Annotated in this window: 18 protein-coding genes and 1 pseudogene; 11 read left to right on the top strand and 8 right to left on the bottom strand. The window is 59.4% G+C overall.

What is annotated here, in order from left to right; translation table 11 throughout:
* Positions 1 to 122: 122 nt before the first annotated feature.
* The 5 genes and pseudogenes from ampD to AC1DKH_RS09460 all read left to right on the top strand — a co-directional run bounded on the left by ampD (position 123) and on the right by AC1DKH_RS09460 (position 4,329).
* The gene (gene ampD, locus AC1DKH_RS09480) at positions 123 to 683 is read left to right on the top strand and encodes a 1,6-anhydro-N-acetylmuramyl-L-alanine amidase AmpD (protein ID WP_477752809.1); all 561 of its coding nucleotides are present in this window, start codon (positions 123 to 125) and stop codon (positions 681 to 683) included.
* Positions 680 to 1,516, top strand: coding sequence for a regulatory signaling modulator protein AmpE (gene ampE, locus AC1DKH_RS09475; protein WP_477798031.1), 837 nt, complete (start codon positions 680 to 682; stop codon positions 1,514 to 1,516). Before ampD ends, ampE begins: the two co-directional genes overlap by 4 nt.
* 230 nt (positions 1,517 to 1,746) lie before the next feature.
* A pseudogene (locus AC1DKH_RS09470) lies at positions 1,747 to 2,838 on the top strand (methyl-accepting chemotaxis protein); the annotation flags it as partial.
* The gene (locus tag AC1DKH_RS09465) at positions 2,815 to 3,744 is read left to right on the top strand and encodes a methyl-accepting chemotaxis protein (RefSeq protein WP_477798051.1); all 930 of its coding nucleotides are present in this window, start codon (positions 2,815 to 2,817) and stop codon (positions 3,742 to 3,744) included. The pseudogene AC1DKH_RS09470 and the gene AC1DKH_RS09465, both read left to right, overlap by 24 nt.
* A 195-nt stretch (positions 3,745 to 3,939) precedes the next feature.
* Positions 3,940 to 4,329 carry a hypothetical protein gene (locus AC1DKH_RS09460; RefSeq protein WP_477798030.1) on the top strand — a complete coding sequence of 130 codons (390 nt, stop codon included), beginning with the start codon at positions 3,940 to 3,942 and terminating at the stop codon, positions 4,327 to 4,329.
* Here AC1DKH_RS09460 and AC1DKH_RS09455 read toward each other — a convergent pair whose 3' ends face one another.
* The 3 genes from AC1DKH_RS09455 to AC1DKH_RS09445 form a co-directional block, all read right to left on the bottom strand.
* Complete coding sequence (locus AC1DKH_RS09455; RefSeq protein WP_477798029.1) at positions 4,330 to 5,106, bottom strand: TatD family hydrolase; 777 nt, start codon at positions 5,104 to 5,106, stop codon at positions 4,330 to 4,332.
* A gap of 3 nt (positions 5,107 to 5,109) precedes the next feature.
* Positions 5,110 to 6,105, bottom strand: coding sequence for a catabolite repressor/activator (cra, locus tag AC1DKH_RS09450; RefSeq protein WP_477752805.1), 996 nt, complete (start codon positions 6,103 to 6,105; stop codon positions 5,110 to 5,112).
* A gap of 135 nt (positions 6,106 to 6,240) precedes the next feature.
* A complete protein-coding gene (locus tag AC1DKH_RS09445) occupies positions 6,241 to 6,396 on the bottom strand; it encodes a hypothetical protein (RefSeq protein ID WP_477798028.1) in 156 nt (51 codons plus the stop codon).
* Here AC1DKH_RS09445 and ptsP point away from each other — a divergent pair.
* The 4 genes from ptsP to AC1DKH_RS09425 all read left to right on the top strand — a co-directional run bounded on the left by ptsP (position 6,395) and on the right by AC1DKH_RS09425 (position 13,675).
* Positions 6,395 to 9,256 (top strand): phosphoenolpyruvate--protein phosphotransferase, encoded by a 2,862-nt coding sequence (ptsP, locus tag AC1DKH_RS09440; RefSeq protein WP_477798027.1) that lies wholly within the window; start codon positions 6,395 to 6,397, stop codon positions 9,254 to 9,256. The two genes, AC1DKH_RS09445 and ptsP, sit on opposite strands and share 2 nt — an antisense overlap.
* Positions 9,256 to 10,197 (top strand): 1-phosphofructokinase, encoded by a 942-nt coding sequence (gene pfkB / locus AC1DKH_RS09435; protein WP_477752803.1) that lies wholly within the window; start codon positions 9,256 to 9,258, stop codon positions 10,195 to 10,197. Before ptsP ends, pfkB begins: the two co-directional genes overlap by 1 nt.
* Before the next feature lie 11 nt (positions 10,198 to 10,208).
* Positions 10,209 to 11,948: a PTS fructose-like transporter subunit IIB gene (locus tag AC1DKH_RS09430; protein WP_477798026.1), complete on the top strand. Its 1,740-nt coding sequence runs from the start codon at positions 10,209 to 10,211 to the stop codon at positions 11,946 to 11,948.
* Positions 11,949 to 12,133: 185 nt separating this feature from the next.
* Positions 12,134 to 13,675: an alkaline phosphatase D family protein gene (locus AC1DKH_RS09425; protein WP_477798025.1), complete on the top strand. Its 1,542-nt coding sequence runs from the start codon at positions 12,134 to 12,136 to the stop codon at positions 13,673 to 13,675.
* A 61-nt stretch (positions 13,676 to 13,736) separates the two neighbouring features.
* Here AC1DKH_RS09425 and AC1DKH_RS09420 read toward each other — a convergent pair whose 3' ends face one another.
* Positions 13,737 to 16,265 (bottom strand): PepSY domain-containing protein, encoded by a 2,529-nt coding sequence (locus tag AC1DKH_RS09420; RefSeq protein WP_477798024.1) that lies wholly within the window; start codon positions 16,263 to 16,265, stop codon positions 13,737 to 13,739.
* Between the two features lie 267 nt (positions 16,266 to 16,532).
* Positions 16,533 to 18,869: a TonB-dependent receptor gene (locus AC1DKH_RS09415; RefSeq protein ID WP_477798023.1), complete on the bottom strand. Its 2,337-nt coding sequence runs from the start codon at positions 18,867 to 18,869 to the stop codon at positions 16,533 to 16,535.
* Between the two features lie 207 nt (positions 18,870 to 19,076).
* On the opposite strand from AC1DKH_RS09415, the gene AC1DKH_RS09410 reads away from it, so the two are divergent.
* Both AC1DKH_RS09410 and AC1DKH_RS09405 read left to right on the top strand, forming a co-directional pair.
* Positions 19,077 to 19,757, top strand: a complete 681-nt coding sequence (locus tag AC1DKH_RS09410; protein WP_477798022.1) for a Fe2+-dependent dioxygenase — start codon at positions 19,077 to 19,079, stop codon at positions 19,755 to 19,757.
* The gene (locus tag AC1DKH_RS09405; protein ID WP_477755293.1) at positions 19,758 to 20,525 is read left to right on the top strand and encodes a tetratricopeptide repeat protein; all 768 of its coding nucleotides are present in this window, start codon (positions 19,758 to 19,760) and stop codon (positions 20,523 to 20,525) included.
* Between the two features lie 99 nt (positions 20,526 to 20,624).
* Here AC1DKH_RS09405 and AC1DKH_RS09400 read toward each other — a convergent pair whose 3' ends face one another.
* The 3 genes from AC1DKH_RS09400 to AC1DKH_RS09390 form a co-directional block, all read right to left on the bottom strand.
* A complete protein-coding gene (locus AC1DKH_RS09400; RefSeq protein WP_477798021.1) occupies positions 20,625 to 21,590 on the bottom strand; it encodes an alpha-xenorhabdolysin family binary toxin subunit B in 966 nt (321 codons plus the stop codon).
* Between the two features lie 110 nt (positions 21,591 to 21,700).
* Complete coding sequence (locus tag AC1DKH_RS09395; protein WP_477798020.1) at positions 21,701 to 22,882, bottom strand: alpha-xenorhabdolysin family binary toxin subunit A; 1,182 nt, start codon at positions 22,880 to 22,882, stop codon at positions 21,701 to 21,703.
* Positions 22,883 to 23,161: 279 nt separating this feature from the next.
* Entirely contained in the window at positions 23,162 to 24,325 is a 1,164-nt protein-coding gene (locus AC1DKH_RS09390; RefSeq protein WP_110657157.1) for a type III PLP-dependent enzyme, read from the bottom strand.
* Positions 24,326 to 24,863: the final 538 nt, after the last annotated feature.

The raw sequence follows: 24,863 nt of genomic DNA, 5'->3' as shown, positions 1-24,863 counted from the left end.
ATTCCGAACAAACGCCAGTTTGAGATCGGCAACCTCCAGCGCGTCAATCGCGGCAAGTGATCGCGCCCCGGGGGATTATCACGGCATACTGTGTCTACTCAGTCGATGTCGAAGGAATATGTATGCAGTTGGACCCCGCGAGCGGTTGGATTCAGGGTGTGCATGTCTGCCCCTCACCCAACTTCAATGCGCGCCCCACAGGCGAAATTTCCCTGCTGGTGATCCACAACATCAGCCTGCCACCGGCGCAGTTCGCCACCGGTAAGGTGCAGGAGTTTTTCCAGAATCGTCTGGATGTCACCGAACATCCCTATTTTGAAGGGATCGCGGATTTGCGGGTGTCCGCGCACTTTCTGATTGAGCGTGACGGTACCGTCACCCAGTTCGTTTCATGCCTTGAGCGTGCTTGGCATGCGGGTGTTTCGAGCTTCGAGGGACGGGAAACCTGTAACGATTTTTCCGTGGGCATCGAACTGGAAGGCACGGATGATCAGCCGTTCACCGACGCGCAATACAGCGCGTTGACAGCCCTGACCCGCCAGTTGCAGCAGGCGTTCACGGCAATCACCACAGAGCGCATCTGCGGGCACAGCGACATTGCACCGGGGCGCAAAACCGATCCAGGGCCGGCGTTCGACTGGGCACGCTATCGTGCCGCCCTGGCACAAGAGGAAGGACGATGAGTTTTCTGGTGTTGCTGTTGGCGGTGTGGATCGAGAAGTTCTCGGCCTTGCGTCATCGGGTTCAGCGTGACAGTGGCTGGACACAGGAGCTGAACAAGCTTGAGGCCAGCCCGCGACTTTCGGGCCGGCCCTGGCTGGTGTTGTCGGTACTGGTCTTGTTGCCGGTGGCGTTGCTGGGTTTGCTGCTGGTCATCATCGAGCCGGTGGCCTACGGGTTGCTGGCGTTGCCGATTCATTTGCTGGTGGTGATTTACAGCCTGGGGCGCGGTGATCTGCTGGGCGATCTCGGGCCGTTCCGCGATGCCTGGCGTCGGGAGGACCTGCAAGCAGCAGCCCATGTCGCCAAGCGCGATCTGGACATTTGCGCCGACAATGGCGAGCAACTGCTGGAACAGGTCGAAGGGCATTTGCTGTGGGAGGCCTACCATAGTTTTTTCGCGGTGATTTTCTGGTACTTCCTGTTGGGTCCGGTCGCCGCGCTGAGCTATCGGTTGCTGGCGCTGGCCGAAGAACACGGAAAAAACCCGGCGGTGGTCGAACGCGCCGGGCAACTGCGTCACGCCTTCGACTGGGTGCCGGTGCGTCTGCTGGCGGCGAGCCTGGCATTGGTCGGCAATTTTGTCGCGGTCAGCCGGGTCATGCTGCATGAGCTGCTGAACTGGAACATCAGCGCCGCGCAATTGATCGTGAAAGTCGGGCTGGTGGCCGGTGAAATTCCGGCGCCGGTGGCTGGCGCAGAAGGTATCAACAACCTGGACCGCATCTGGGAACTGCTGCTGCGTGCCGCAGTGCTCTGGTATGCCGGGTTTGCGCTGTGGACGGTCCTGCCTTAGCGCTGTAGTCAGAAATCAGAGCAAGCTCCCTCGCCACAGGGCGATCACTTGTCCGAAGTGCTTCGCCCTGTCGTTAACCTTAAGTTACAAAACCCCCTGCCGATTTAAGTTATACAGAGATAGCGCTGAATAGTGGCTATCTGCCGCCCGTCTGCGCCTGCCAATAAAAAAAATAAGAAATCGAAGGGAGACATCCAGTGAAGAGCTTGCTCTATCCCGCTGTCGCACTGATGAACCGCCTGAGCTTCGGCATGAAGTTCAGCCTGATCAGCGTACTGTTCCTGGTGCCGATGCTGGTGACCAACTTCTATCTGGTACGTGACTCCTACCGCGAGTTCCAGGGCACGCGCATCGAACTGCAAAGTCTCGACCTGTTGGGCAGCAGCCTGACGTTGCGGCGCGATCTGGAAACCCTGAACAACCTGGTGCAGATCGATGTCAGCCTCGGCCAGTCCGGCAAGGCCAGCAATGTCGAATCGAAAATCAGCGCCCTTGAGCAGAATATTCTGACTCGCCTGCAAGGGCTGACGGCAATGACCAGCGACCCGGAGCAGGTCGCGGTGTTTGATGGCAAACGCGATGAAATGATCGCCGCGTTCAAGGCCCAGCAAACGGAAAACTCCCTGCAAAGCAAAAGTGCCCTGATTGGCAAACTGGTCGGCAGCGCGCAGATTTTCAGCCAGCTCATCACCAGCCAGGCCGGCCTCAGTCGCGACAATCAGAGCGACATGCGCCAGTTGAGCGAGCTGGTCACCCTCGTCACGCCACGTGTTACCCAGATCCTGGGCGAAGGTCGGGCAATGGGTTCCTATTCGTTGGGGCAGGGTTTCATCAACTCGGCTTCGAGTACCCGTTTCGATGAATTGCTGGTGCAGATTGAAAAGCTCCAGGCCGAGTATGGCCTGAAACTGCAGGATGCCCTGGGTTCCAGCAAAGCCGCACGCGATACCTTGGCCGCTCAGGCCGATAGCAGCCGGGCATCCTTGAAGAAAGCCAGCGAGCTGTTTGAAGAACAAGTGGTCATGGCCGATACCCTCGACGCGCCGTGGCAGGGCTTTTACGATCAGGTCAGCGCCCTGATGGACCAGACCTACCAACTCAACGAGGCGACCCTGAAGTATATGGGCCCGCAGTTGCAGCAACGCCTGGACCAGAACCGTACGCACATGGTCTTGCAGGCCATGGCGTTGTCAGTCGTATTTGTATTGATCTTTTATCTCTACGGCGCTTTCTATGTCTCGACCCGCACCACGCTCAAGCGCCTGGGGGCGGTGATGGACAAGGTGGCGGCCGGCGACATGACCGTGACCTTCAGCGCCCACAGCCGCGATGAGCTGGGGGAGTTGGGCGAGGTGTTCAACGGCACCGTGAAGAAAATCCATGACCTGATCGAGCGGGTGGGGCAGACCGTCAGCGAAGTCGAGCGTCAGGCCGGGCAAGTGGAAAATGTTTCCGCGCAAAGCAACCAGGCCGTCGCCGGGCAGCGCACGCAAATCGAGCAAGTTGCCGCGGCGATGAACCAGATGTCGGCCACTTCCCAGGAGGTCGCGCGCAGTGCCGCCGCGGCGGTGAGCAGTGCCCACAGTGTCAACGACGAAACCATCAGTGGTCGCGGCTTGGTGGAGTCGCAGCAAGGCAGCATTGCCGCGCTGGCCAGCGAGATCGATCAATCGGTGCGGGTGATCAATCAACTGGCCAACGACAGCCAGTCCATCAGCCGCGTGCTCGACGTGATCAAGAGCATCGCCGAGCAGACCAATCTGCTGGCGCTCAATGCCGCCATCGAGGCCGCACGGGCCGGTGAGCAGGGCCGTGGTTTCGCCGTGGTAGCCGATGAAGTCCGGACCCTGGCCAAACGGACCCAGCAATCGACCGAAGAAATCGAGCAGATGATCGCCAGGCTTCATGGCGGTGTCGGCGCGGCGGTCAAGGCCATGGGCACCAGCCATGAAATGGCCAACGGCACGGTGGGGCAGTCGGAGAAGGTCCAGCGGGCGCTGGAAAACATCCTGGGTGCGGTCGGCATGATCGTCGACCAGAACCAGCAGATTGCCGCCGCCGTGGAGCAACAAACCGCCGTAGCCCACGACATCGACCAGAACATCGTCGAGATCAATCGCGCCGGCGAGCGTACCGCTGAAGGTGCACATCAGACCGAAGATGCCAGCCGGGCGTTGTCGGCCCAGGTCGTGGAGTTGAAACAGTTGATCAGTGCATTCCGGGTCTGAAAGACTGCTCGGGAACCCTGTGGGAGATTCTATGTTGCAGGGCAAGCCCACTCCCACGTTTTGGTGTACTGTCGGAAGGTTTCGTAATACTTTTTCCTTTTCCAGGTGAGAATCCTCCTGATTCTTTCCGTGCGCTGGATTTTGGATGTCAATCAAGGAAGAGTTACGCGGCTTACTTCATGGAGGAACTTGGTTATGTCTGTTGCAACAATAGGGATCCAGGGACGCTGTGCGCATTGTCAGCGCACATTGCGGCTTCAACCCTGGCAGCTCAACGCCATTGCGATCAATGAGGCGTTTGCCTGTGCCCACTGCCAGAAACACGTTCAGTTACGTTGTCCGGAACAGTTCAGGCGCTTCAAGTCGCTCGACTCTTTTTCGCTGTTGCGCGCCAGCCTGCGGATCATGGTCTGCACTGCCTTGCTGGTGGCGTTGGTGATGGAGTGGGTGGGGATGCTCAGCGTCATCGAACAGCTGAATGCTTCGCTGATCGTCATATTCGTGTACTTCGCGGTGGTTCGTTATTTCCGCCGGCGCCAGCATCTGACGCTGATCCTGGAGGCCGCCAGGGCTCACGTCGACTGATTACCAGGCGAACACTTCGCAGCTGTTGGCGGTGCTGGCAGCCGCCAATCGTTCCGGGCTGATCGCCATCCATTGCGCCAGTGCCGTGCAGATCGCCGGCAAGTGTGCCGGACTGTTGCGCTGGCCGGGGAACATGGCAGGGGCCATGTCCGGCGAGTCGGTTTCCAGCACCACTGAATCCAGCGGCAGTCCGCCGAGCACGCGGTGCATGCGTAGCGCCTGCGGCCAGGTCGGGGCGCCGCCAAGGCCGAGTTTGAAACCGAGCTTGATGTATTCCCGCGCTTCTTCCTGGCTGCCGGCGAAGGCGTGGATGATGCCGGCCCGTTTCAGGCGAAACCGTTTGAGCGTGGCAATCACCGCCGCATGGCTACGCCGCACATGGATCAATGCCGGAAGATTGAAATCCACCGCCAGTTGCAATTGCGCCTCGAACAACGCCTGCTGACGGTCGCGGTCCAGGGTTTCGATGAAGTAGTCCAGGCCGATCTCGCCCACCGCACACAGTTGCCGATGGCCGGCCAGACGGGTCAGCCAGTCACCGAGTTCGCTCAGGTGTTGCGGTCGATGATCGTCCAGGTACACCGGGTGCAATCCGAACGCGGCGTGCAGGTCGGGATCACTCTGCACCAGCTCCCAGACCCGCTGCCAGTTGGCCTGATAAACCCCCAGCACCACGATCCGCCGCACCCCCAGGGCGCGGCTTTCGGCCAGCAGCGCCTGACGGTCGGCGTCGAAGTCCGGAAAATCCAGATGGGTGTGGGTGTCGATCAGCTCCACGGTTCAGTCCTGAAGAATACGCTGCTTGAACGTGCGCGGGATGGCTTGCACGCCGGGCCGGTAATCCGACTGCTCGATGGCTGCCAGGGCCAGCGCGAGGACCTTGTCTGCGATCAGCTGATGTTGCTGGGCCATGGCGTTGACCGGCAGTGGCAGGAAGTCCAGTAACTGGGTATCGCCGAACGTGCCAAGGCGTAGCGGGCGGTTTCTCAGCGGGAAGTCGTGCAGCGCATCGAACACGCCCTGAAGCAGCACGTAGGAGGTGGTCACCAGGGCATCGGGTAAATGGCCCAGGCGCTGCAGCAACTCGTCCATCAATTGTTTGCCGCACTCGCGACTGAAGGATTCGCCTTCTTCGATCAGCACTTCCCCGTTGAACCCGACGAGCGCCTCTTTGAAGCCAGCGGCACGTTCCCGGCTGATGCTCAGCTCTGGGCGGGCGCCGATCAGCGCGATGTGCCTGGGCAGCGGCTCCAGCAGGCTGCGGGTCAGTTGCAGGCTGGCCTCGCGGTCGTCGCTGATCACCGAACAGAAATGCTCGGGCTCCATGACCCGGTCGATGGCGATGATCGGAAGGCCCTTGGCCTGCAATTGGCGATAGCTGTCGTCGCCGGTCGGCAGGCAACTGGCAACGATCAGTGCGTCGCAGCGCCGGGCGCGGAACAGTTGCAGCAATTGCCGTTCGCTGTCCGGTGCATCGTCGGAACTGGCGATCAGCAACTGATAGCCCCGGGCTCGCGCACCTTGTTCCAGCAATTTGGCGATTCGCGCGTAACTGGGGTTTTCCAGATCCGGCAGAATGAACCCCAATGTGCGCGTGTGTCGGCTGCGCAAGCCAGCGGCCTGTGGGTTAGGCGTGAAGCCATGCAGCTCGACGACTGCGCGCACGCGTTCGACGGTGGCGCTGCTGATGCGCTGTTGTTCGGCCTTGCCATTGATGACATAGCTGGCGGTGGTGACGGACACACCAGCCAACTGGGCGATATCACTGAGTTTCAACCCGCTGTTTCCTTGTTTTTTCGAGATTGCCTCGACATTTTCGTCAATCCTAACCGATTAAGGCAGGCGACCATTGTCACAACGCATCCGACAAGTTGAGCTTCAAGGATGGGACATTATCGAGTAACGTGCCATTCAATCTAGATTAAACGATTCAGCAAGCGTATTTTCTACGTTACAGGCGCCTTTGGTCGGTTCTGCCATGAAACCGCCAAAATGATGACCAAGCGCCTGAGCTGGCTCATTCAAAACAATACCTGGCGCCCCAAGGCGCCAAAAAGGAGAAAGCATGCTCGAGCTCACTGTAGAGCAGATTTCCATGGGCCAGTCGGCCGTGGATAAGTCCGCAGCGCTGCAATTGCTGGCCGGGCACCTGGTCACCGACGGCCTGGTTGCCGAGGGCTACCTCGCCGGTTTGCAGGCGCGGGAAGCCCAGGGCTCGACCTTTCTCGGTCAAGGTATTGCCATCCCCCACGGTACGCCTGAAACCCGCGAGCTGGTGTTCACCACCGGTGTGCGCCTGATGCAGTTCCCTGAAGGTGTGGACTGGGGCGATGGTCATATCGTTTACCTGGCGATCGGTATTGCCGCCAAATCCGATGAACATCTGCGCCTGTTGCAATTGCTCACCCGCGCCCTCGGCGAGACGGATCTGGGCCAGGCCCTGCGCCGCGCCGGTTCCGCCGAAGCATTGCTGAAGTTGTTGCAAGGCGCGCCGCAAGAACTGGCGCTGGACGCACAGATGATCGGCCTGGGTGTGGCGGCCGAAGATTTCGAAGAGCTGGTCTGGCGCGGCGCACGTTTGCTGCGGCAGTCCGAATGCGTGAGCAATGGTTTTTCTGCCGTGCTGCAGCAGGTTGAAGCGCTGCCCCTGGGCGATGGCCTGTGGTGGCTGCACAGCGAGCAGACGGTGAAGCGCCCTGGCCTTGCCTTCGTCACCCCGGACAAACCGCTGCGCTATCTCGGCCAGCCACTCAATGGACTGTTCTGCCTGGCCAGCCTTGGTGAGGCCCATCAAGCGCTGCTCGAACGCCTGTGCGCGTTGTTGATCGAAGGGCGTGGCCATGAATTGGGACGCGCCACCAGCAGCCGCAAAGTCCTCGAAGTGCTCGGTGGTGAAGTGCCCGCCGACTGGCCCAGCGCGCGAATTGCATTGGCCAACGCCCACGGTTTGCATGCGCGGCCGGCGAAAATCCTCGCGCAACTGGCAAAGAGTTTTGAAGGTGACATCCGCGTGCGCATTGTCGATGGTCACGACAGCGCGGTGTCGGTAAAGAGTTTGAGCAAGTTGCTCAGCCTCGGCGCCCGTCGGGGACAGGTTCTGGAAATCATTGCCGAACCGGGCATCGCGGCTGATGCGTTGCCGGCCTTGTTGGCCGCCATCGAAGAAGGCCTCGGTGAGGAAGTCGAGCCGCTGCCGCCAGTAAGCCAGGCACGCGAAGTCGTTGCCGATATGGCCGAAGTGGTCCTTGCCCCGGTGTCAGGCAGCGTGGTCCAGGCGATTGCCGCCGCCCCGGGGATTGCCATCGGCCCGGCGCATATTCAAGTGCTGCAAACCATCGATTACCCGTTGCGCGGCGAGTCCGCCGGCATCGAGCGTGAGCGTCTCCAGCACGCCCTGGCGCAGGTGCGTCGTGACATTCAGGGCCTGATCGAGCGCAGCAAGAGCAAAGCCATCCGCGAAATCTTCATCACCCACCAAGAGATGCTCGACGACCCGGAACTGACCGATGAGGTCGATGCGCGCCTCAAGCAGGGCGAAAGCGCCCAGGCGGCGTGGATGGCTGTGATTGAGGCGGCGGCCCGGCAGCAGGAAGCGTTGCAGGATGCCTTGCTGGCCGAGCGCGCAGCCGACTTGCGCGACATCGGGCGCCGGGTGCTGATGCAGCTCAGTGGCATCGAAACCCCGAGCGAACCAGATCAACCGTACATTCTGGTGATGGACGAGGTTGGCCCGTCCGACGTCGCGCGTCTGGATCCGGCTCGCGTGGCCGGGATTCTCACCGCCCGGGGTGGCGCTACGGCGCACAGTGCGATTGTTGCCCGGGCCTTGGGCATTCCGGCACTGGTCGGCGCCGGCCCCGGCGTGTTGCTGCTGGCGCCGGGTACGCCATTGCTGCTCGATGGCCAGCGGGGTCGCCTGCATGTGGACGCCGACGCGGCGACCTTGCAGCGCGCCACCGCCGAGCGCGATACCCGCGAGCAACGCTTGAAGGCGGCTGCTGAACGGCGCCATCAACCGGCGCTGACCACCGATGGCCACGCCGTAGAAGTGTTCGCCAACATTGGTGAAAGCGCTGGCGTAACCGGCGCGGTGGAGCAGGGCGCCGAAGGCATTGGCCTGTTGCGCACCGAACTGATTTTCATGGCCCACTCGCAAGCGCCCGACGAAGCGACCCAGGAAGTCGAGTACCGCCGCGTCCTGGACGGTCTGGCCGGGCGGCCGCTGGTGGTGCGCACTCTCGATGTCGGTGGCGACAAACCGCTGCCGTACTGGCCGATTGCGAAAGAAGAAAACCCCTTCCTCGGCGTGCGTGGCATTCGCCTGACCTTGCAGCGCCCGCAGATCATGGAAGCGCAATTGCGCGCCTTGCTGCGGGCGGCCGACAACCGGCCGCTGCGGATCATGTTCCCGATGGTGGGCAGTGTTGACGAGTGGCGCCAGGCCCGTGACATGACCGAACGTCTGCGCCAGGAAATCCCGGTCGCCGACCTGCAACTGGGGATCATGATCGAAGTGCCATCGGCGGCATTGCTGGCGCCGGTGCTGGCCAAAGAGGTCGACTTTTTCAGTGTCGGTACCAACGACCTGACCCAATACACCCTGGCCATCGACCGTGGCCATCCGACGCTGTCGGCCCAGGCCGATGGCTTGCATCCGGCGGTGCTGCAACTGATCGACATCACCGTGCGCGCGGCTCATGCTCACGGTAAATGGGTCGGTGTGTGCGGCGAGCTGGCAGCCGACCCGCTGGCAGTGCCGGTGCTGATCGGCCTCGGGGTGGACGAACTCAGCGTCGGCGCTCGCAGCATTGCCGAAGTCAAGGCGCGGATTCGCGAACTGGGCTTCACTCAGACTCAAACCCTTGCCCGACAGGCCCTGGCCGTGGGCAGCGCCAATGAAGTGCGCGCACTAGTGGAGGCCCTGTAATGGCCCGGATTCTTACTTTGACCCTCAACCCGGCGCTGGACCTGACCGTCCAGTTGCCGCGCCTTGACGCCGGCCAGGTCAACCGCAGCGAGGTGATGCACACCCACGCCGCCGGCAAAGGCGTGAACGTGGCGCAGGTGCTGGCGGACCTCGGTCATCAGCTGACCGTCAGTGGCTTTCTTGGCGAAGACAACCTGCAAGCGTTCGAAACATTGTTCGCTAAACGCGGTTTTGTCGATGCGTTCATCCGCGTTCCCGGTGAAACCCGCAGCAATATCAAACTGGCGGAAAGCGACGGACGCATCACCGACATCAATGGGCCTGGACCGCAGGTCAGCGAAGCGGCGCAGCAGGCCTTGATGGAGCGACTGGAGCAGATTGCCCCGGGCCATGATGCGGTGGTGGTTGCCGGCAGTTTGCCGATGGGCGTCAGTGCGCAATGGTTGCAGGCGTTGATTTTGCGCTTGAAGAAGTTGGGCTTGAACGTCGCCCTCGACACCAGCGGCGAGGCATTGCGCGCAGCGCTGAAAGCGGGACCGTGGCTCATCAAACCCAACACTGAAGAGCTGGCCGAAGTATTGGATTGCGAGGTCGTCTCGGTCAGTGCCCAGGCCTTGGCGGCGGAGCGCTTGCACGCCCAGGGCATCGAGCATGTGGTGATTTCCCATGGTGCCGAGGGTGTGAACTGGTTCAGCGTCGGTTCGGCACTGCATGCCACTCCGCCCAGGGTCAGTGTCGCCAGTACGGTGGGCGCGGGCGACTCATTGCTGGCGGGGATGCTCCACGGTTTGCTCAGTGCCGATACGCCGGAGCAGACCTTGCGCACCGCCACGGCGATTGCCGCGATGGCAGTGACCCAGATCGGATTCGGCATTGGCGATGCAGCGCAACTGGCGCAGCTCGAACAGGGTGTGCGCGTGCGTCCCCTGACAGAACAATAAGAGGGTTTGTCATGAAGTTAGCCATCGTTACGGCCTGCCCGAACGGCATGGTCACCAGTGTGCTGTGTGCCCGGCTGCTCGATGCCGCGGCTCAGCGTCAGGGCTGGAGCACCAGTGTCGAAATCACCGATGCCGCGCATCCCGAAAAACAACTGTCGGCGGCCACCCTGGACGCGGCCGAGTGGGTGCTGCTGGTGACCAGCGCGCCGGTGGAGATGTCGCGGTTTGTCGGTAAGCGGCTGTTCCAGAGCACCCCGGCCCAGGCCCTGCAAGACGTGGAAGCCGTGTTGCGGCGCGGTGCGCAGGAGGCTCAGGTTTACGCCGCTGACGAAGCCGTCGTCGAACCTGTGACGGTGCCTCAAAACACGCCGCGACTGGTGGCCGTCACCGCGTGCCCGACGGGTGTCGCTCACACGTTCATGGCTGCCGAAGCCTTGCAGCAAGCGGCCAAACGCCTGGGCTATGACCTGCAAGTGGAAACCCAGGGCTCGGTCGGCGCGCGCAATCCATTGAGCGCGCAAGCGATCGCCGAGGCCGATGTGGTGCTCTTGGCGGCTGATATCGAAGTCGCCACCGAGCGTTTCGCCGGCAAGAAAATCTATCGCTGTGGCACCGGTATCGCTCTCAAGCAAGCTGAAGCGACCTTGAAAAAGGCCTTGGCCGAAGGCCAGCAGGAAAGCGCTTCGAGCAGCGCCAAGGGCCCAGCCAAATCAGAGAAAACCGGCGTCTATAAACACCTGCTGACCGGCGTGTCGTTCATGTTGCCGATGGTGGTGGCCGGCGGCCTGATGATCGCCTTGTCGTTCGTGTTCGGCATCACCGCATTCAAGGAGCAGGGCACGCTGGCGGCGGCGTTGATGCAGATCGGTGGCGACACTGCATTCAAGTTGATGGTGCCGCTGCTGGCAGGCTATATCGCCTATTCCATCGCTGACCGTCCGGGCCTCGCGCCGGGGATGATCGGCGGTCTGTTGGCGAGCACTTTGGGCGCAGGTTTCATCGGCGGGATCATTGCCGGTTTCCTCGCCGGTTATGCGGCCAGGGCGATCAATAAATATGCGCGTTTGCCGCAGAGCCTTGAGGCGCTGAAACCGATCCTGATCATCCCGTTGGTGGCGAGTCTGTTCACCGGCCTGGTGATGATCTACGTGGTCGGCAAACCTGTGGCCGGCATGCTCGCCGGGCTCACGCATTTCCTCGACAGCATGGGCACCACCAACGCGATTCTGCTGGGTGTATTGCTGGGCAGCATGATGTGCGTCGACCTCGGCGGGCCGATCAACAAGGCGGCCTATGCCTTCTCGGTCGGGTTGCTGGCGTCGCAGAGTTACGCGCCGATGGCGGCGACCATGGCGGCCGGCATGGTGCCGCCGATCGGCCTGGGCATCGCCACGTTCATTGCGCGGCGCAAGTTTGCGCAGACTGAGCGCGAAGCCGGTAAGGCAGCACTGGTGCTGGGGCTGTGCTTCATCTCCGAAGGGGCTATTCCGTTTGCGGCGAAAGACCCGTTGCGGGTGATTCCGGCGAGCATCGCCGGCGGTGCGTTGACTGGTGCGCTGTCGATGTATTTCGGCTGCAAACTGATGGCGCCCCACGGTGGGTTGTTCGTGCTGGCGATCCCGAATGCGATCAACCATGCGCTGCTTTATTTGCTGGCGATTGTGGCAGGGAGCCTGTTGACGGCGGTGGTGTATGCGCTGGTGAAACGGTCGGAGGCGGTGGAGCTGGCGGTAGAGCCCGTCAGCGCCTGACACCCAATCCTGTAGGAGCGAGCCTGCTCGCGATGACGGCGTGATATTCAGCAAATATGGCGACTGTTACACTGCTATCGCGAGCAGGCTCGCTCCTACAATGGATCTGCATTGCTAGTAGATATTTGTGTCATGCCAGGGTCTTAGGGCCATGCTTTAGTTTTTCCTTTTTCAGGGAGAACACCATGAGCGATTTCAACCTCGGGCGCCGTCGTGTCATGCAAGCGGTAGGCGCCGGATTGCTGTTGCCGGGGCTGGCGCCGGCGGTGATCGCTTCGGTCAAGGACCGGCCGCAACTCACCGACGGCGTGCAGTCCGGCGACCTGCTGGGCGACCGGGCGATCATCTGGAGCCGCTGCGATCGCCCCGCGCGGATGGTGGTGGAGTGGGACACCCGCAGCCTGTTTTCCAACCCTCGACGTTTCGTCTCGCCCTTGGCCGATGCGCGCACCGATTTCACCGCTCGGGTCGAACTCAGCGGGCTGCCCGCCGACCAGGCGATTTTCTATCGCGTGCAGTTTGAGGACGCCCAGAGCGGCGTTGCCAGCGAGCCCTGGTTCGGTCACTTGCGCAGCGTGCCGCAGACCCGGCGCGACATCCGTTTTGTCTGGAGCGGCGACTCCGCCGGCCAGGGCTTCGGCATCAACCCGGACTTTGGCGGCATGCGCATCTACGAGGCGATGCGCCGGCGGCTGCCGGACTTCTTTATCCACAGCGGCGACATCATTTACGCCGATATCCCGATCCGGGCGCAGCTCACCACAGAAAGCGGCCGGGTATGGCGCAACATCACCACCGAGGCCAAGAGCAAAAGCGCCGAGACCCTCGATGAGTACCGTGGTAATTACCGCTACAACCTGATGGACGAAAACATCCGTCGCTTCAACGCCGAGGTCCCGCAGATCTGGCAGTGGGACGACCACGAAGTGGTGGACAACTGGTCGCCCGGCAAGCAGCTGGGTGCGCGTTACCAGAGCAAAGATATCCACAGTCTGGTGGACCGCGCACGCCAGGCCTGGCTCGAATACGCGCCGATGCGCTGGCAGAGCGCCGATGGCGGCGGGCGCATCTATCGCAAGCTCGGTTACGGGCCCATGCTCGATGTGTTCGTGGTGGACATGCGCAGTTATCGCGGGGCCAATGACGACAATCTGGGCGAGGCCAAGCCATTCCTCGGTCGTGAGCAACTGGACTGGCTCAAGCGCGAAATGCAGGCCTCGAATGCGCAATGGAAAGTGATCGCCGCCGACATGCCCATCGGCCTCGGCGAAGGGGACGGCGAAGTCAGCCCCGGTGTCACGAGGTGGGACGCGGTGGCCAACGGTGACCCCGGCCCGGCCCAGGGCCGCGAACTGGAAATCGCCGAATTGCTCGGTTTTCTGCGGCGGCAGCAGGTGCGCAATTTCCTGTTCCTGACTGCGGATGTGCATTACTGCGCGGCCCATCATTACCATCCGGATCGGGCGGCGTTTCAGGATTTCGAACCGTTCTGGGAGTTCGTCGCCGGGCCTTTGAATGCCGGCAGCTACGGGCCGAATCCGCTGGATAAAACCTTTGGTCCTGAAGCGGTGTTCGAAAAGGCCCCACCGGCGCAGAACCTCTCGCCGTTTGCCGGGTTTCAGTTTTTTGGCGAGGTGAACATCGATGGGCAGAGCGGGGAGTTGAGCGTGGTGTTGCGCGATCTGGATGGTGTGTCGGTGTTTGAGCAGAAGTTGCAGCCGCTCTGATCGCTGGACACAAAGCCCCTGTGGGAGCGAGCAAGCTCGCTCCCACAGGGAATTCAGTGAATCAGTACACGTCGCGGCGGTAGCGGCCCTGTTCGATCAGGCGCTCCACTTCGGCGGCGCCCAACACCTCGTTGAGCACCTGGTCCACGCCTGAAGCCATGCCTTGAAGGCTGCCGCAGATGTAGATCACCGCACCGTCCGCCAGCCACTTCTTGAACTCGGCTGCCGATTCGCGCAGGCGATCCTGTACGTAAACCTTTTCGGCCTGGTCGCGGGAAAACGCCAGGTCGAGGCGCGCCAGATCACCATTGATCAGCCACTCCTCCAGCTCCTTTCGGCACAGGTAATCGTGTTCGCGATTGCGCTCGCCAAACAGCAGCCAGTGACGTTGCTGACCATCGGCAATCCGCGCCTTGAGCAGGCTGCGCAACCCGGCCAGCCCCGTGCCGTTGCCCAGCAGGATCATCGGCACCGGCTGCGCCGGCAGATGGAAACCGCTATTGCGCCGCACTCGCAGGCTGATGGAACTGCCTACGGGCGCGTGCTCGGTCAGCCAACCGGAGCCGACGCCGAGGTTGCCGTCGGCGTGCACTTCCTGGCGCACGATCAATTCCAGCACGCCATCGGCCGGGATCGACGCAATGGAATACTCGCGCATGGCCAACGGCACGAGGGCCTCTGCCAACGCTTGGGCGTGCAGGCCGACCAGATGGGCGCGGTTCTCCGGCAACTGGCGGCTGGCCAGGGCCTGTTCGAGGGTTTCCTCCAGGCCGTTGAGTTGCACCCTGGTTTCACCGTGAATGCCCAGGCCGTCGAGGAAATGCTCGATGGCCCACGGGCAATTGCGCGGCAACACTTCCACCAGGTCGCCCGCCAGCCAGCTGCTGGTGGAAGGAGACTTGAGGCCCAACAAGTACACCGGCGAGCCACTGCTGTCCGGGTTGAGCAGTTCACGACGCAGCAGGGTCCAGTTGTCGTAGTTGGGTGCTTGCCAGGTATCCACGGGGGCCTGACCGGTCAACAGGCCCAGTTGCTGTTGCCAGTGACGCAAGGCGTAAGGGTCACCGCTGTCGACCTCCACCGGGGCGAACAGGGTCTTTGCGCCATGTTCGCCCAACCAGGCGTGCAGGCGTTTGGCGAAACCGCAGAAGTGTTGATACTGCCGGTCGCCCAACCCAAGGACGGCATAATTCAGGCGTCCCAGGCTCGGTGCCCGGCCCAGTACCTTGCGCTCGAAACCGCGGGCGCTGTCCGGTGCTTCGCCGTCGCCGAAGGTGCTGATGACGAACAAGGCATTGTTCGATTCATGCAAGTCCTGCTCGCTGACGTCCGCCAATGGTTGCACTTTTACCGGCAAGCCTGCGGCCTGCAATTGACCGGCGGTCTGCCATGCCAACTGCTCGGCAAAACCACTTTGGCTGGCGAAGCCGATCAGCCACGCCGGCGCATCGCTGGCGGTTTGCACGAGGTCTTTGCGCGCATCCTTGATCTGGCGTTTTTTGCGCCGACGATCCAGGTACAGCATCCAGCCGGTGACGAAGAACAGCGGCATGGTCAACGCGGTGAGGGTCAGGATGATGCGCCCGACGATGCCGAAGTAACTGCCGACGTGCAGCGCATAGATGCTGGTCAGCAGTTGCGCCTTGAGGCTCTTGTCGCTGTAGCGATCAACCCGTTTGACCACACCGGTGGCCGGGTCGAGGGTGATCTGGTTGAGGGCGCGGTCGTGAGGCGAAGTTTTCAGCAGGAAGTACACGGTCGCTGGTTGGCCGGCCACGGGCGGCATGCGCACATTATAGGAACTGAGTTGCGGACCGGCCGCGCTGTAGATGCTGCTCCACATCGCCGCGTAATCGGCTGTCGGTGCCGGACCGCTTGGCGCAGGGCCACGTCCGCCGCGAACGCGCTCGTTCTGCGGTGAGTCGGAGAGCAACCGGGTCAGGCCCTTGTTGTACCACTCGTAGGACCAGGACAACCCGGTCAACGCTGCCAGGAGGTAAAACACCAGGCACCAGGTGCCAGCCACTGAGTGCAGGTCCCAATTGAAACTGCGACCCTTTTTCTTCCAGTCCAGGGTCAGCCAGGCACGCCAGCTTTTCCACTGGCGAGGCCAGCGCAAGTACAGCCCGGAAAGACAGAAGAACACCAGAATCAGTGTGCAGGCGCCGGTGATCTGCCGACCCGTGTCGCCCATGGCGAGGAAGCGGTGCAGTTGCAGCATCAGGCCGAAGAAGTCCTGGCCGGTGGCGTCGCCCAGGAACCCGGCGGTGTACGGATCGAAGTAGCGCTTCTCGCCACGGCGTTCACCTGGTGGTGGGGTGAACCACACTTTGGCGGCGTTGCCGCTGTCGGTTTCCACCGTGAGCATCGAGACTTTTTTGCCCGACGCGGCTTCGATGTGCTCCACCAGTTCGGCGGGCGGCAGCACACCGGCGACCTGTTTCTCGACCTGCAACACAGAAGGGTTGAGTGTGCTCAGGATTTCATCCTGAAACGACACCGTTGCCCCGGTGATGCCCATCAGGGCCAGGACCAGCCCGGCGCTGATGCCGAAAAACCAGTGCAACTGGAACAGGGTTTTCTTCAACACGTCGCTCGCCTTGTTCGTTCAAATTGATTCATCACGGTGCGCATTATGCCGTGGGGTTGTCGAGACGCATTCTTTTTTACGCACAAAGGCCCCATTCACCTGGATGAACGGGGCACTGCCGCTGATTTCAACCTTCACCCCTCCTGTAGGAGCGAGCTCGCTCGCGATGGTCGTCAACGATGACGCGTAAAGCCTGACACCCCGCGTCGTTCTCCGGTCCATCGCGAGCAAGCTCGCTCCTACAGGAGGTTGTTGGTCACAATTCCATCAGAAGTGGAAGTTGGTGCTCAGCAACGCGGTACGACCGGCCGCCTGGTTGGCGAAGTGAGTCGAGAACGCCTTGTCGTAGTAGGTTTCGTCGGTCAGGTTCTGCACGTTCAGTTGCAGGTCGACGTTCTTGGTCAGCTTATAGGCCGCCATCGCGTCGTAACGAACGTAGGAATCAACCATGGTGGTGTTGGCGGTACTGCCGAACACGTCATCGACATAGAACGCACCGCCACCGATGGTCAGCCTTGGCGTGACCTGGTAGGTCGTCCACAGGCTGGCGCTGTTTTCCGGCGTGTTAGGTAACTGGTTGCCGTCATTGGCCGCGCCCAATGGGCCACCATCGATTTGTTCGCTGTCCATGTAGGCGTAACCGGCGAACACTTGCCATTTGTCGGTGAGCTTGCCGCTGGCCGACAGTTCGATGCCTTGAACGCGGGTTTTGCCGACGTTTTCGAAGGTGGTGGTGTTGGTCTGCACACGAGCGTTGTCTTTCTCGGTGCGGAAGATATCGGCGGTCAACGACAGGCGATTGTTCAGTAGATCCCACTTGGTACCGATTTCGTAGTTCTTGGTGGTTTCCGGCTCCATGTCGCTGCTCAGCAGGTTGCCGTTGCGATCCGGCGTGCCACCCAACGGGTTGCCTTCCGAACCTTCGCCCAAGGTGTTGCCCGGTGGCGTGGCAGACGTCGCGTAGGACGCATAGATGCTGCCGTTTTCGGCTGGCTTGTAGACCACGCCGAACTGGCCAGTGACGAATTCGCTGGTGTCCTTGCCTTTGGCTGCGTTGCCTTTGGTCACGACGGTGGCGCCGGAACCGTCAAAGGTACGGTACTGGGTATTGAAATGGTCATACCGCAGGCCCATGTTCACCAGCCACCGCTCGGACAACGTCAGGGTGTCGAACACGTACAGTGCGTAGGTGTCGGCCTTGGTGTTGGTGCCGGCGTAATTACGCGAGATGGCACCGTTCCATGGATCATTCGGGTTCGGGTTGGACAGCGAGGTGCAGTTGAAGCCGCTTGGCGCGCCGATCAGTGCCGGCGAGCAGTTGGTGGTCACCGCTGCTGTTCCCGGGGTGGTGTCCGTGTTGACGTTGTACGAGGACTTTTCGCTTTCCTCGTGGGTGTATTCGACACCGGTGGAGAAGCTGTTCTTGAACCCGGCAATGTAGACATCGCCAAACAGGTCGGTCTGGTTGGTGGTGGTCTCGGTGTTGCTCACGCGGGTGTTCGCGCGGCGCCAGACGCTGCCGTTGTTGACGTTGCCTTTACTGTCGTCCGGCTGGGTCAGGATGTAATCCTGCATGCTGGTGCCGTGACGCAGGGTGTTCTTGATGGTCAGCGAGTCGCTCAGGTCGTGCTCGATGGCGAAGGTCGCGGTGTCGGTGCGGGTCTTGCGGAAGTCGCGATCGGTCAGACCATAGAAGTTGCTGCTGTCGCCGCCGTCATTCGGCTTGTCCGGATTGGCCTTGGTACGGGCAGTCGAGCCACCGACCGGGATGGAGTACGGAATACCCGAGTCCGGCGTGTCATTGCTTTCGAGGTGGTAGTAGTCGAGGTTGACGCGTGTGTCCGTACCCAGGCCGAAGGCCAGGGACGGTGCAACACCCCAACGGTCGTAATCGACGCTGTCACGTCCGGCGACGTTGCTCTCGTGGCTCAGCAGGTTCAGACGGCCAGCGGCGGTGTCGGTGAACTGGTAGTTGCCGTCGAAGGTGTAGCGTTGGGTCTGGTCGGAGCCCCAGGTGAAACCACCGTCGAGCGAATCGCCCAGGTGCGCTTTCTTGCTGACCAGGTTGATGCTGCCGCCGGCGGCGCCACGGCCGCCGATCGCGGAGTTCGGGCCTTTGCTGACTTCGATCGATTCAACGGCGAAGATCTCGCGGCTCTGGGAACCGGTATCGCGCACGCCGTCCAGATAGGTGTCGCCCTGGGCGTCAAAGCCGCGGATGAATGGGCGGTCGCCCTGCGGGTTGCCGCCTTCACCGGCACCGAAGGTGATGCCCGGAACGGTGCGCAGCGCGTCCTGCAAGTTGAGCGAGCCGGTGTCTTTCAAGACTTGTTGCGGAACAACGGTCACCGAGCGCGGAGTGTCGATCAGCGGTGCAGTGTACTTGGGCGAGGAGGCTTTCTCTACGTTGTAGGTCGTCTCGTCCTGGGCTTCGCCGGTGATGGCGGTGGCGCCCAGCGAAATCACTTTGTCCGGTGCTTTTTCGTCGGTTTTTTCCGCCGCGAAAACCATGTGGCCCGCAGAGCCGGCAGTAATCGCCATGCCGATGGCAGATGCGAGCAGACGTGGTGAACTGACCGGTACTTGTGGTTGTTGACGCGACATTTGAATTCCCCTCCCCAAGGATTTGAGGCGGCGGAATATAGGGTAAATACGTATTCGTAACAATTGCGAAATATTACTATTCGCACTTAATTTACATTCTTTACAATTTAACCTTACGGTTTTTGCTGACTCATTCGTCAGATGGGTTTTACAATGGCAATAAGAATCAATACCATTGGCACCCCTTTGTTTTCAGGTGTCTTTGTCATGCTGCTGCACATTCCCGGCCTGTTCGAAAAAGACGAGGTGCAGCGCATTCGCGAGGCTCTGGAACAGGCCGATTGGGCCGATGGCAAGATCACCGCCGGCTACCAGTCGGCCAAGGCCAAGCACAATTTGCAGCTGCCTGAAGGGCATCCGCTGGCCAAGGAGATCGGCGCGGCGATGCTGGAACGGCTGTGGAAAAATCCGCAGTTCATGTCAGCTGCACTGCCGCACAAAGTCTTTCCTCCGTTAGTGAACTGTTACACCGCCGGTGGCAGTTTCGACTTCCATATCGACAATGCGGTGCGTCAGCCCAAAGGCAGTATCGAACGGGTACGCACGGACTTGTCCGCCACGCTGTTCTTCAGCGAGCCCGAGGATTATGACGGCGGCGAGCTGGAAATCCAGGACACCTTCGGCACCCAACGGGTGAAGCTGCCTGCCGGTGACATGGTGCTGTACCCCGGCACCAGCCTGCACAAGGTCAACGCGGTGACGCGCGGAACGCGACTCGCCTCGTTTTTCTGGACTCAAAGCCTGGTGCGCGAAGACAGCCAGCGCGCCCTGTTGTTCGAGATGGACGGGGCAATCCAGCAACTGACCCGCGATGTGCCCGATCATCTGTCACTGATCCGCCTGACCGGCACTTATCACAATCTGCTGCGTCGCTGGGTCGAGGTGTAAGTGGCGGATTTTCGTTTACGCCGCGAGGAATTGCTCGACGGTGAGCGCCTGCGCGCGATGCTCGACGAAAGTCCGGCCCGCGCGGCCCAGGCCATCCTGATTGCCGCACGCGAAGGGGAGATTGAAGCCCAGGCTTTGCTCGGGCAGATTCTGCTCGACGGCCAGGGGATCGCGCAGGATAAGCCGCTGGCGCTGAGCTGGTTCGGCATCGCCGCGCGCCAGGGGCACCTGATGGCGCGCAACATGCTCGGCCGTTGTCATGAGCATGGTTGGGGTTGTGCGGACGATGCATCGCTGGCGGCCAGGCATTACCGAATTGCCGCTGCGGCAGGGCTGGATTGGGCGATGTACAATTTCGCCAATCTGCTCGCCACCGGGCGCGGTGTAGCCGAGGATCAGGCGCTGGCGCTTAGCTGGTATCGGCGTGCGGCGGACCTTGGCCATGCGAAGTCGATGAACCTGCTGGGGCGCTATATGGAGGAAGGCCGATTTTGCCAGGCCGACCCGGATGCCGCTTTCGAGTGGTATCGACGTTCTGCCAAGGGTGGGGATTTCCGCGGGCAATTCAGCTATGCGGCTGTTCTGGCGCAGGACGGGAAAATCGAAGAGGCCTTGGTGTGGTTGCACAAGGCATTGGCGGCAGGGAACCTGAACTTCCTGCGCGTCAGCGGCCAGGCACTGTTACACGCTCCTCACCCGGATCTACGGGCATTGGCGCCGTGCTTTGAACAGCGTGCCGTGCAATTGCAAAATCAGGCGCTGGCATGAGCATGTGGGTATGACAGTCATTGAGGCGAGCGAAAAGGCTGCTCAGGGTTTTCGCTCGCATTAATCGAAGTTGCCGCAAACAACCGAATCGAAACCGGTTTAGCTCTTCCATTCCCCGCGCAGAGACTTCATATGCTTCATGAAAATATCTGATTGTTCAATGAAGCGTTTAACCACCGACTCGAGATCGTCGCTCTCGTCATGTTCGGTAAGTTCCAGGAATTTATTAATGGCGTCGGCGAGAACACTCAATTCATGGGTATAGAGTTCTCTGGGTGTTTGTACGGACTGGAATTCCTGCAACTGACTTTTTTGATCCTGTAGGATTTTTATATCTTGATTGATGCCAGCGAGATTGCGGCGGCGGTCATCCAGTCGTTTTTGAATCTGGCTTCTGGCCTGGATCAGGTGGTCATACTTTATTCTGTCACTGATTAAGTTGAGGATCTTGCCGGCGCCAGCAATACCTGTCTTGACAAGTTCGACCTGAGGCGCGGACAGGTTGAGGTTGGCGAGTTTTTCAGCGGTTAGAAAAAACTCCCTGATGAGCGAGAAGGTGTCTGTCGCTTCAATGAGTTTTATCGCCTCGTTCAGCTCTGATTCGTCTTTGAGTAGTCCTGCTATTGCATTTTCTCCTACTTGGATATGCGGAGTAGCGTTGCTGATTGAAGTTTCCAGCTCTTTGATTCGGTATTGGTTGTCGCTGAGTGTCACTGCTTTCAGAATTATCAAATTTTTGTTTAATGCCGTCAGAAAATCTAATGTTCCGGTTGTCCCGCTCTTCATTAATATTTTGATTTCTTTGTAAAAGCTGTCTATCGCCTCCTGCTGTTCCGGTGTGGGTGTTCCTGTTTTCAGGTTTTCAATGGCGGTAAGGAAGTGTTTGATTTCAGTAATGGGTAATGCTGTGGGGGTCAGGGTTAAGGTGCTGAGCGCCTGCTTGTTGGTTGAATTTATTTCTTCCTGTAGCGACTTTAATTGTTCTCCTAGTACGGGTAAGTAAATGGTGCTCAATGTACGGATTTTATAATTGAGTGCTTCTCTGCTCTCCTTGATTTTTTTCATGTCAGGTACTGGGTATTGAAATGAGGTGTCTAGTGTATGTACGGTCATGATTGTCCTGTCTTTAAAAAAGGAAGTTTTATGGTAGGGGGTAGGTTTGCATTTGCGGAGTGTCAGGCGTTGCGGGTGGCGTTGTTAAAGGCCGTCAATAAATCGCCAGCCTGCTTTTTTATCTCTAACCAGTTACCCATCATCCCTTTTAGCCTTGCGGCAAAAATCACCAGGTACATGGTATTGGTAACGCCATTGAGCCCTTCGCTGGAAGCGTCTACATAACCCGCTATCAACTCCCACAGACTTTCGAGGTTCGATGAACTGCCAGCCGCATCTTCGACTCTGATTTGCAGGTCCTGAAGGTCGGTTTCGAATGCCCGCAACGACGCAAACGCTGCGCTGATGGTTGCAATCTTTGCTTCGATTTCACGTCGCTGAGTTGTTAGCTGATCCAGTTCTTTCCGAGCTTGCTGAGCCTTGTTTCCATAAATGGTGGACGTGACGATGAAACCAACTGCGCCACCGAGCAGCCCCCACCATTTGCTCTGGGAGTATTGTTCGATTTCCGCCAACTTTTCGTTGATGCGCTGGTTGAGGGTGTCGAGACTTTCATTGAGCAGTTTTATTTCTTCGTTGAAGTTATGGCTGTTGCAAAGGGCTATTTTTAAACCCAGCGCCGGCTTCAGCGAATTGCTGATTTCACGTTTGAATTCGGTAATCTGAGCTTTGGTGGTCTGCGTGCTTGCACTGTGTTTGGTAATAACTATTTTGAGTTCGTCAACCAATGCCAATAAAGCCGGAATTTTTTGTTTCTCATCTCCGGTTAATTTAATTTCTGGCAGGTTTTCGATTTCCTCCGGGCTCAGGTCACCGATTTTTCCGATTCCACTGATGTAGCTAGGTAGTGTCTCCAAGTAGTCGATGATTGATCGACTACTTGAAGTGAACTTGTCGGCAAATACATGAAGGTCAGAACCAACTTTCTTCATGCTGGTTTCCAGTGGTGACCAGGTTGCTGCATGATTTTTCATGGATGTGAACAGGATCTGCATATCGGCAGATTTAAGCCCTGCGATATTCAGTCTGTCGTACTTGTGAATCTGTTCTATTTCCTCGATTTCGATCGGTAGTGCCAGTGCGGCATTGACGTAGCGCTTGATTTTTCTGATGTCGTCGTTTGTAACTAATAGTCCTTGTTCACGCTCGACACCTTTGAGGGTGCCGGAAACGGCTCCCATGAAATCCGATGTCAGTGAGTTAAGCTCTTCGGCGGTAATGGTCTGTTCTTGAATGGCTAACATGAAAATCCCTTTTGTGCTTTTCCGTCATGGAGGTCCTTGTTGTTGCCACTGAAAAAGTAATGGTGGTTGTAGTTAAAGTTAAGTCTGGAAGAATTTCAATGTGTGTCGGGTAGGGAGTGAAGCTCTGCGATTTGCTGTTTCTATTAGATAAAATGCAGCTTTCTGATATCGAAACTTAATGTGTTGTGACGACGCTTTGAAATCGCTTTCAAGAGGAGATGATAGAAATAAAAAAGGCCTGTGATTACTCACAGGCCTTTTTTGTACAGCGGGCAAAATTTAAACGTAGAACGACTTCAGCGGCGGGAAACCATTGAACTCGACGGCGCTGTAACTGGTGGTATAGGCACCGGTCGACAGCCAGTACAGGCGATCACCGATGGCCAGGTTCAGCGGCAGGCCGTACTTGTAGTTTTCGTACATGATGTCGGCGCTGTCGCAGGTCGGGCCGGCGATGACCACTTCTTCCATCTCGCCTTTCTTCTCGGTCCAGATCGGGAACTTGATGGCTTCGTCCATGGTTTCGATCAGGCCGGAGAACTTGCCCACATCCGTGTACACCCAACGCTCGACAGCAGTACGGGATTTACGCGCGACCAGCACCACTTCGCTGACCAGGATGCCGGCGTTGGCGATCAGCGAACGGCCCGGTTCCAGGATGATTTCCGGCAGGTCGTCACCGAAGTCTTCCTTGAGGAAGCGGATGATTTCCTCGGCGTAGGTTTCCAGGCTATTGGTGCGGGTGATGTAGTTGGCCGGGAAGCCGCCGCCCATGTTGATCAGCTTCAGGTGAATGCCGTCTTCTTCCTTCAGGCGTTCGAAGATCACTTTGACCTTGGCGATGGCCGCGTCCCAGACGCTGATGTCGCGCTGCTGCGAACCCACGTGGAACGAGATGCCATAAGGCACCAGGCCCAGGTCACGGGCGAGGATCAGCAGGTCCATGGCCATGTCGGTCTGGCAGCCGAATTTGCGCGACAACGGCCAGTCGGCGGTGGTCGAGCCTTCGGTCAGGATACGCACGTAGACTTTCGAGCCCGGTGCGGCCTTGGCGATGTTGCGCAGGTCGGCTTCGGAGTCGGTGGCGAACAGACGCACGCCCTTCTCGTAGAAGTAGCGGATGTCCTTGGATTTCTTGATGGTGTTGCCGTAGCTGATGTGGTCGGCGCTGACGCCGCGATCGAGCACTTTGTCCAGCTCGTATATAGAGGCGATGTCGAAGCTCGAGCCTTTCTCTTTGAGCAGGTCGATGATCTCGACGGCCGGGTTGGCCTTGACCGCGTAGTAGACCTTGGCGAATTCGAAACCGGCGCGCAGGTCGTCATAGGCCTGGCTGATCATCGCGGTGTCGATCACCACGAACGGGGTTTCCTGTTTGTCGGCGAACGCCTTCATTTTCTGAAAGGTTTCACGCGCGAAATAGTCTTCGACCTGGATCGACATACCTGGGACTCCTAGTGGCAAACATTAGTAATCAATGGGTGCAAATGAACGTCCTCCGTATCCCCACTTTGGTTCGCCTACTTCCCAAGGCATGTCGCCGAAAGCAAAAAGGCCATGGGAAGTGCAGCTTTCCCTTGGCCTTGCTGTCTCGTCGTCAGTACTTGAGCCGGATGGATCGTTTCCAGCATGGACGTTCGGCGCGAACTTTAGGGCGTGAGGGGCCTGAGATCAACAAAAAATGTCGCGTTTTTGCACTCTTCTGACGTGCGTTGCGAGCATTACTCTTTGTAACCGACACAGATGACAGTCGGATGTTCCCAAGGAATTGTGAAGTGTTAAGAATATCTGCACGTTCGACGCTTTTGTGCGCCAAGTCGCTAGTAACTACGATAGCGTCAACATCGCCGACGTTGGCTGCGAAAAGGTAGGCTGAGAGGGGATTTGACTATTTCAGCGCGTATTTTCGGATGGCTTTTACAGTCGCGACTGTTGATATTTTTTTCCGGTATGCCGATTACCCAAAAATTGCACAAACCTT

Source organism: Pseudomonas sp. 05L36 (genome assembly GCF_056398125.1).
Note: the sequence above shows the minus strand (reverse complement) of the source record. Positions and strands in the feature narration are given on the sequence as shown.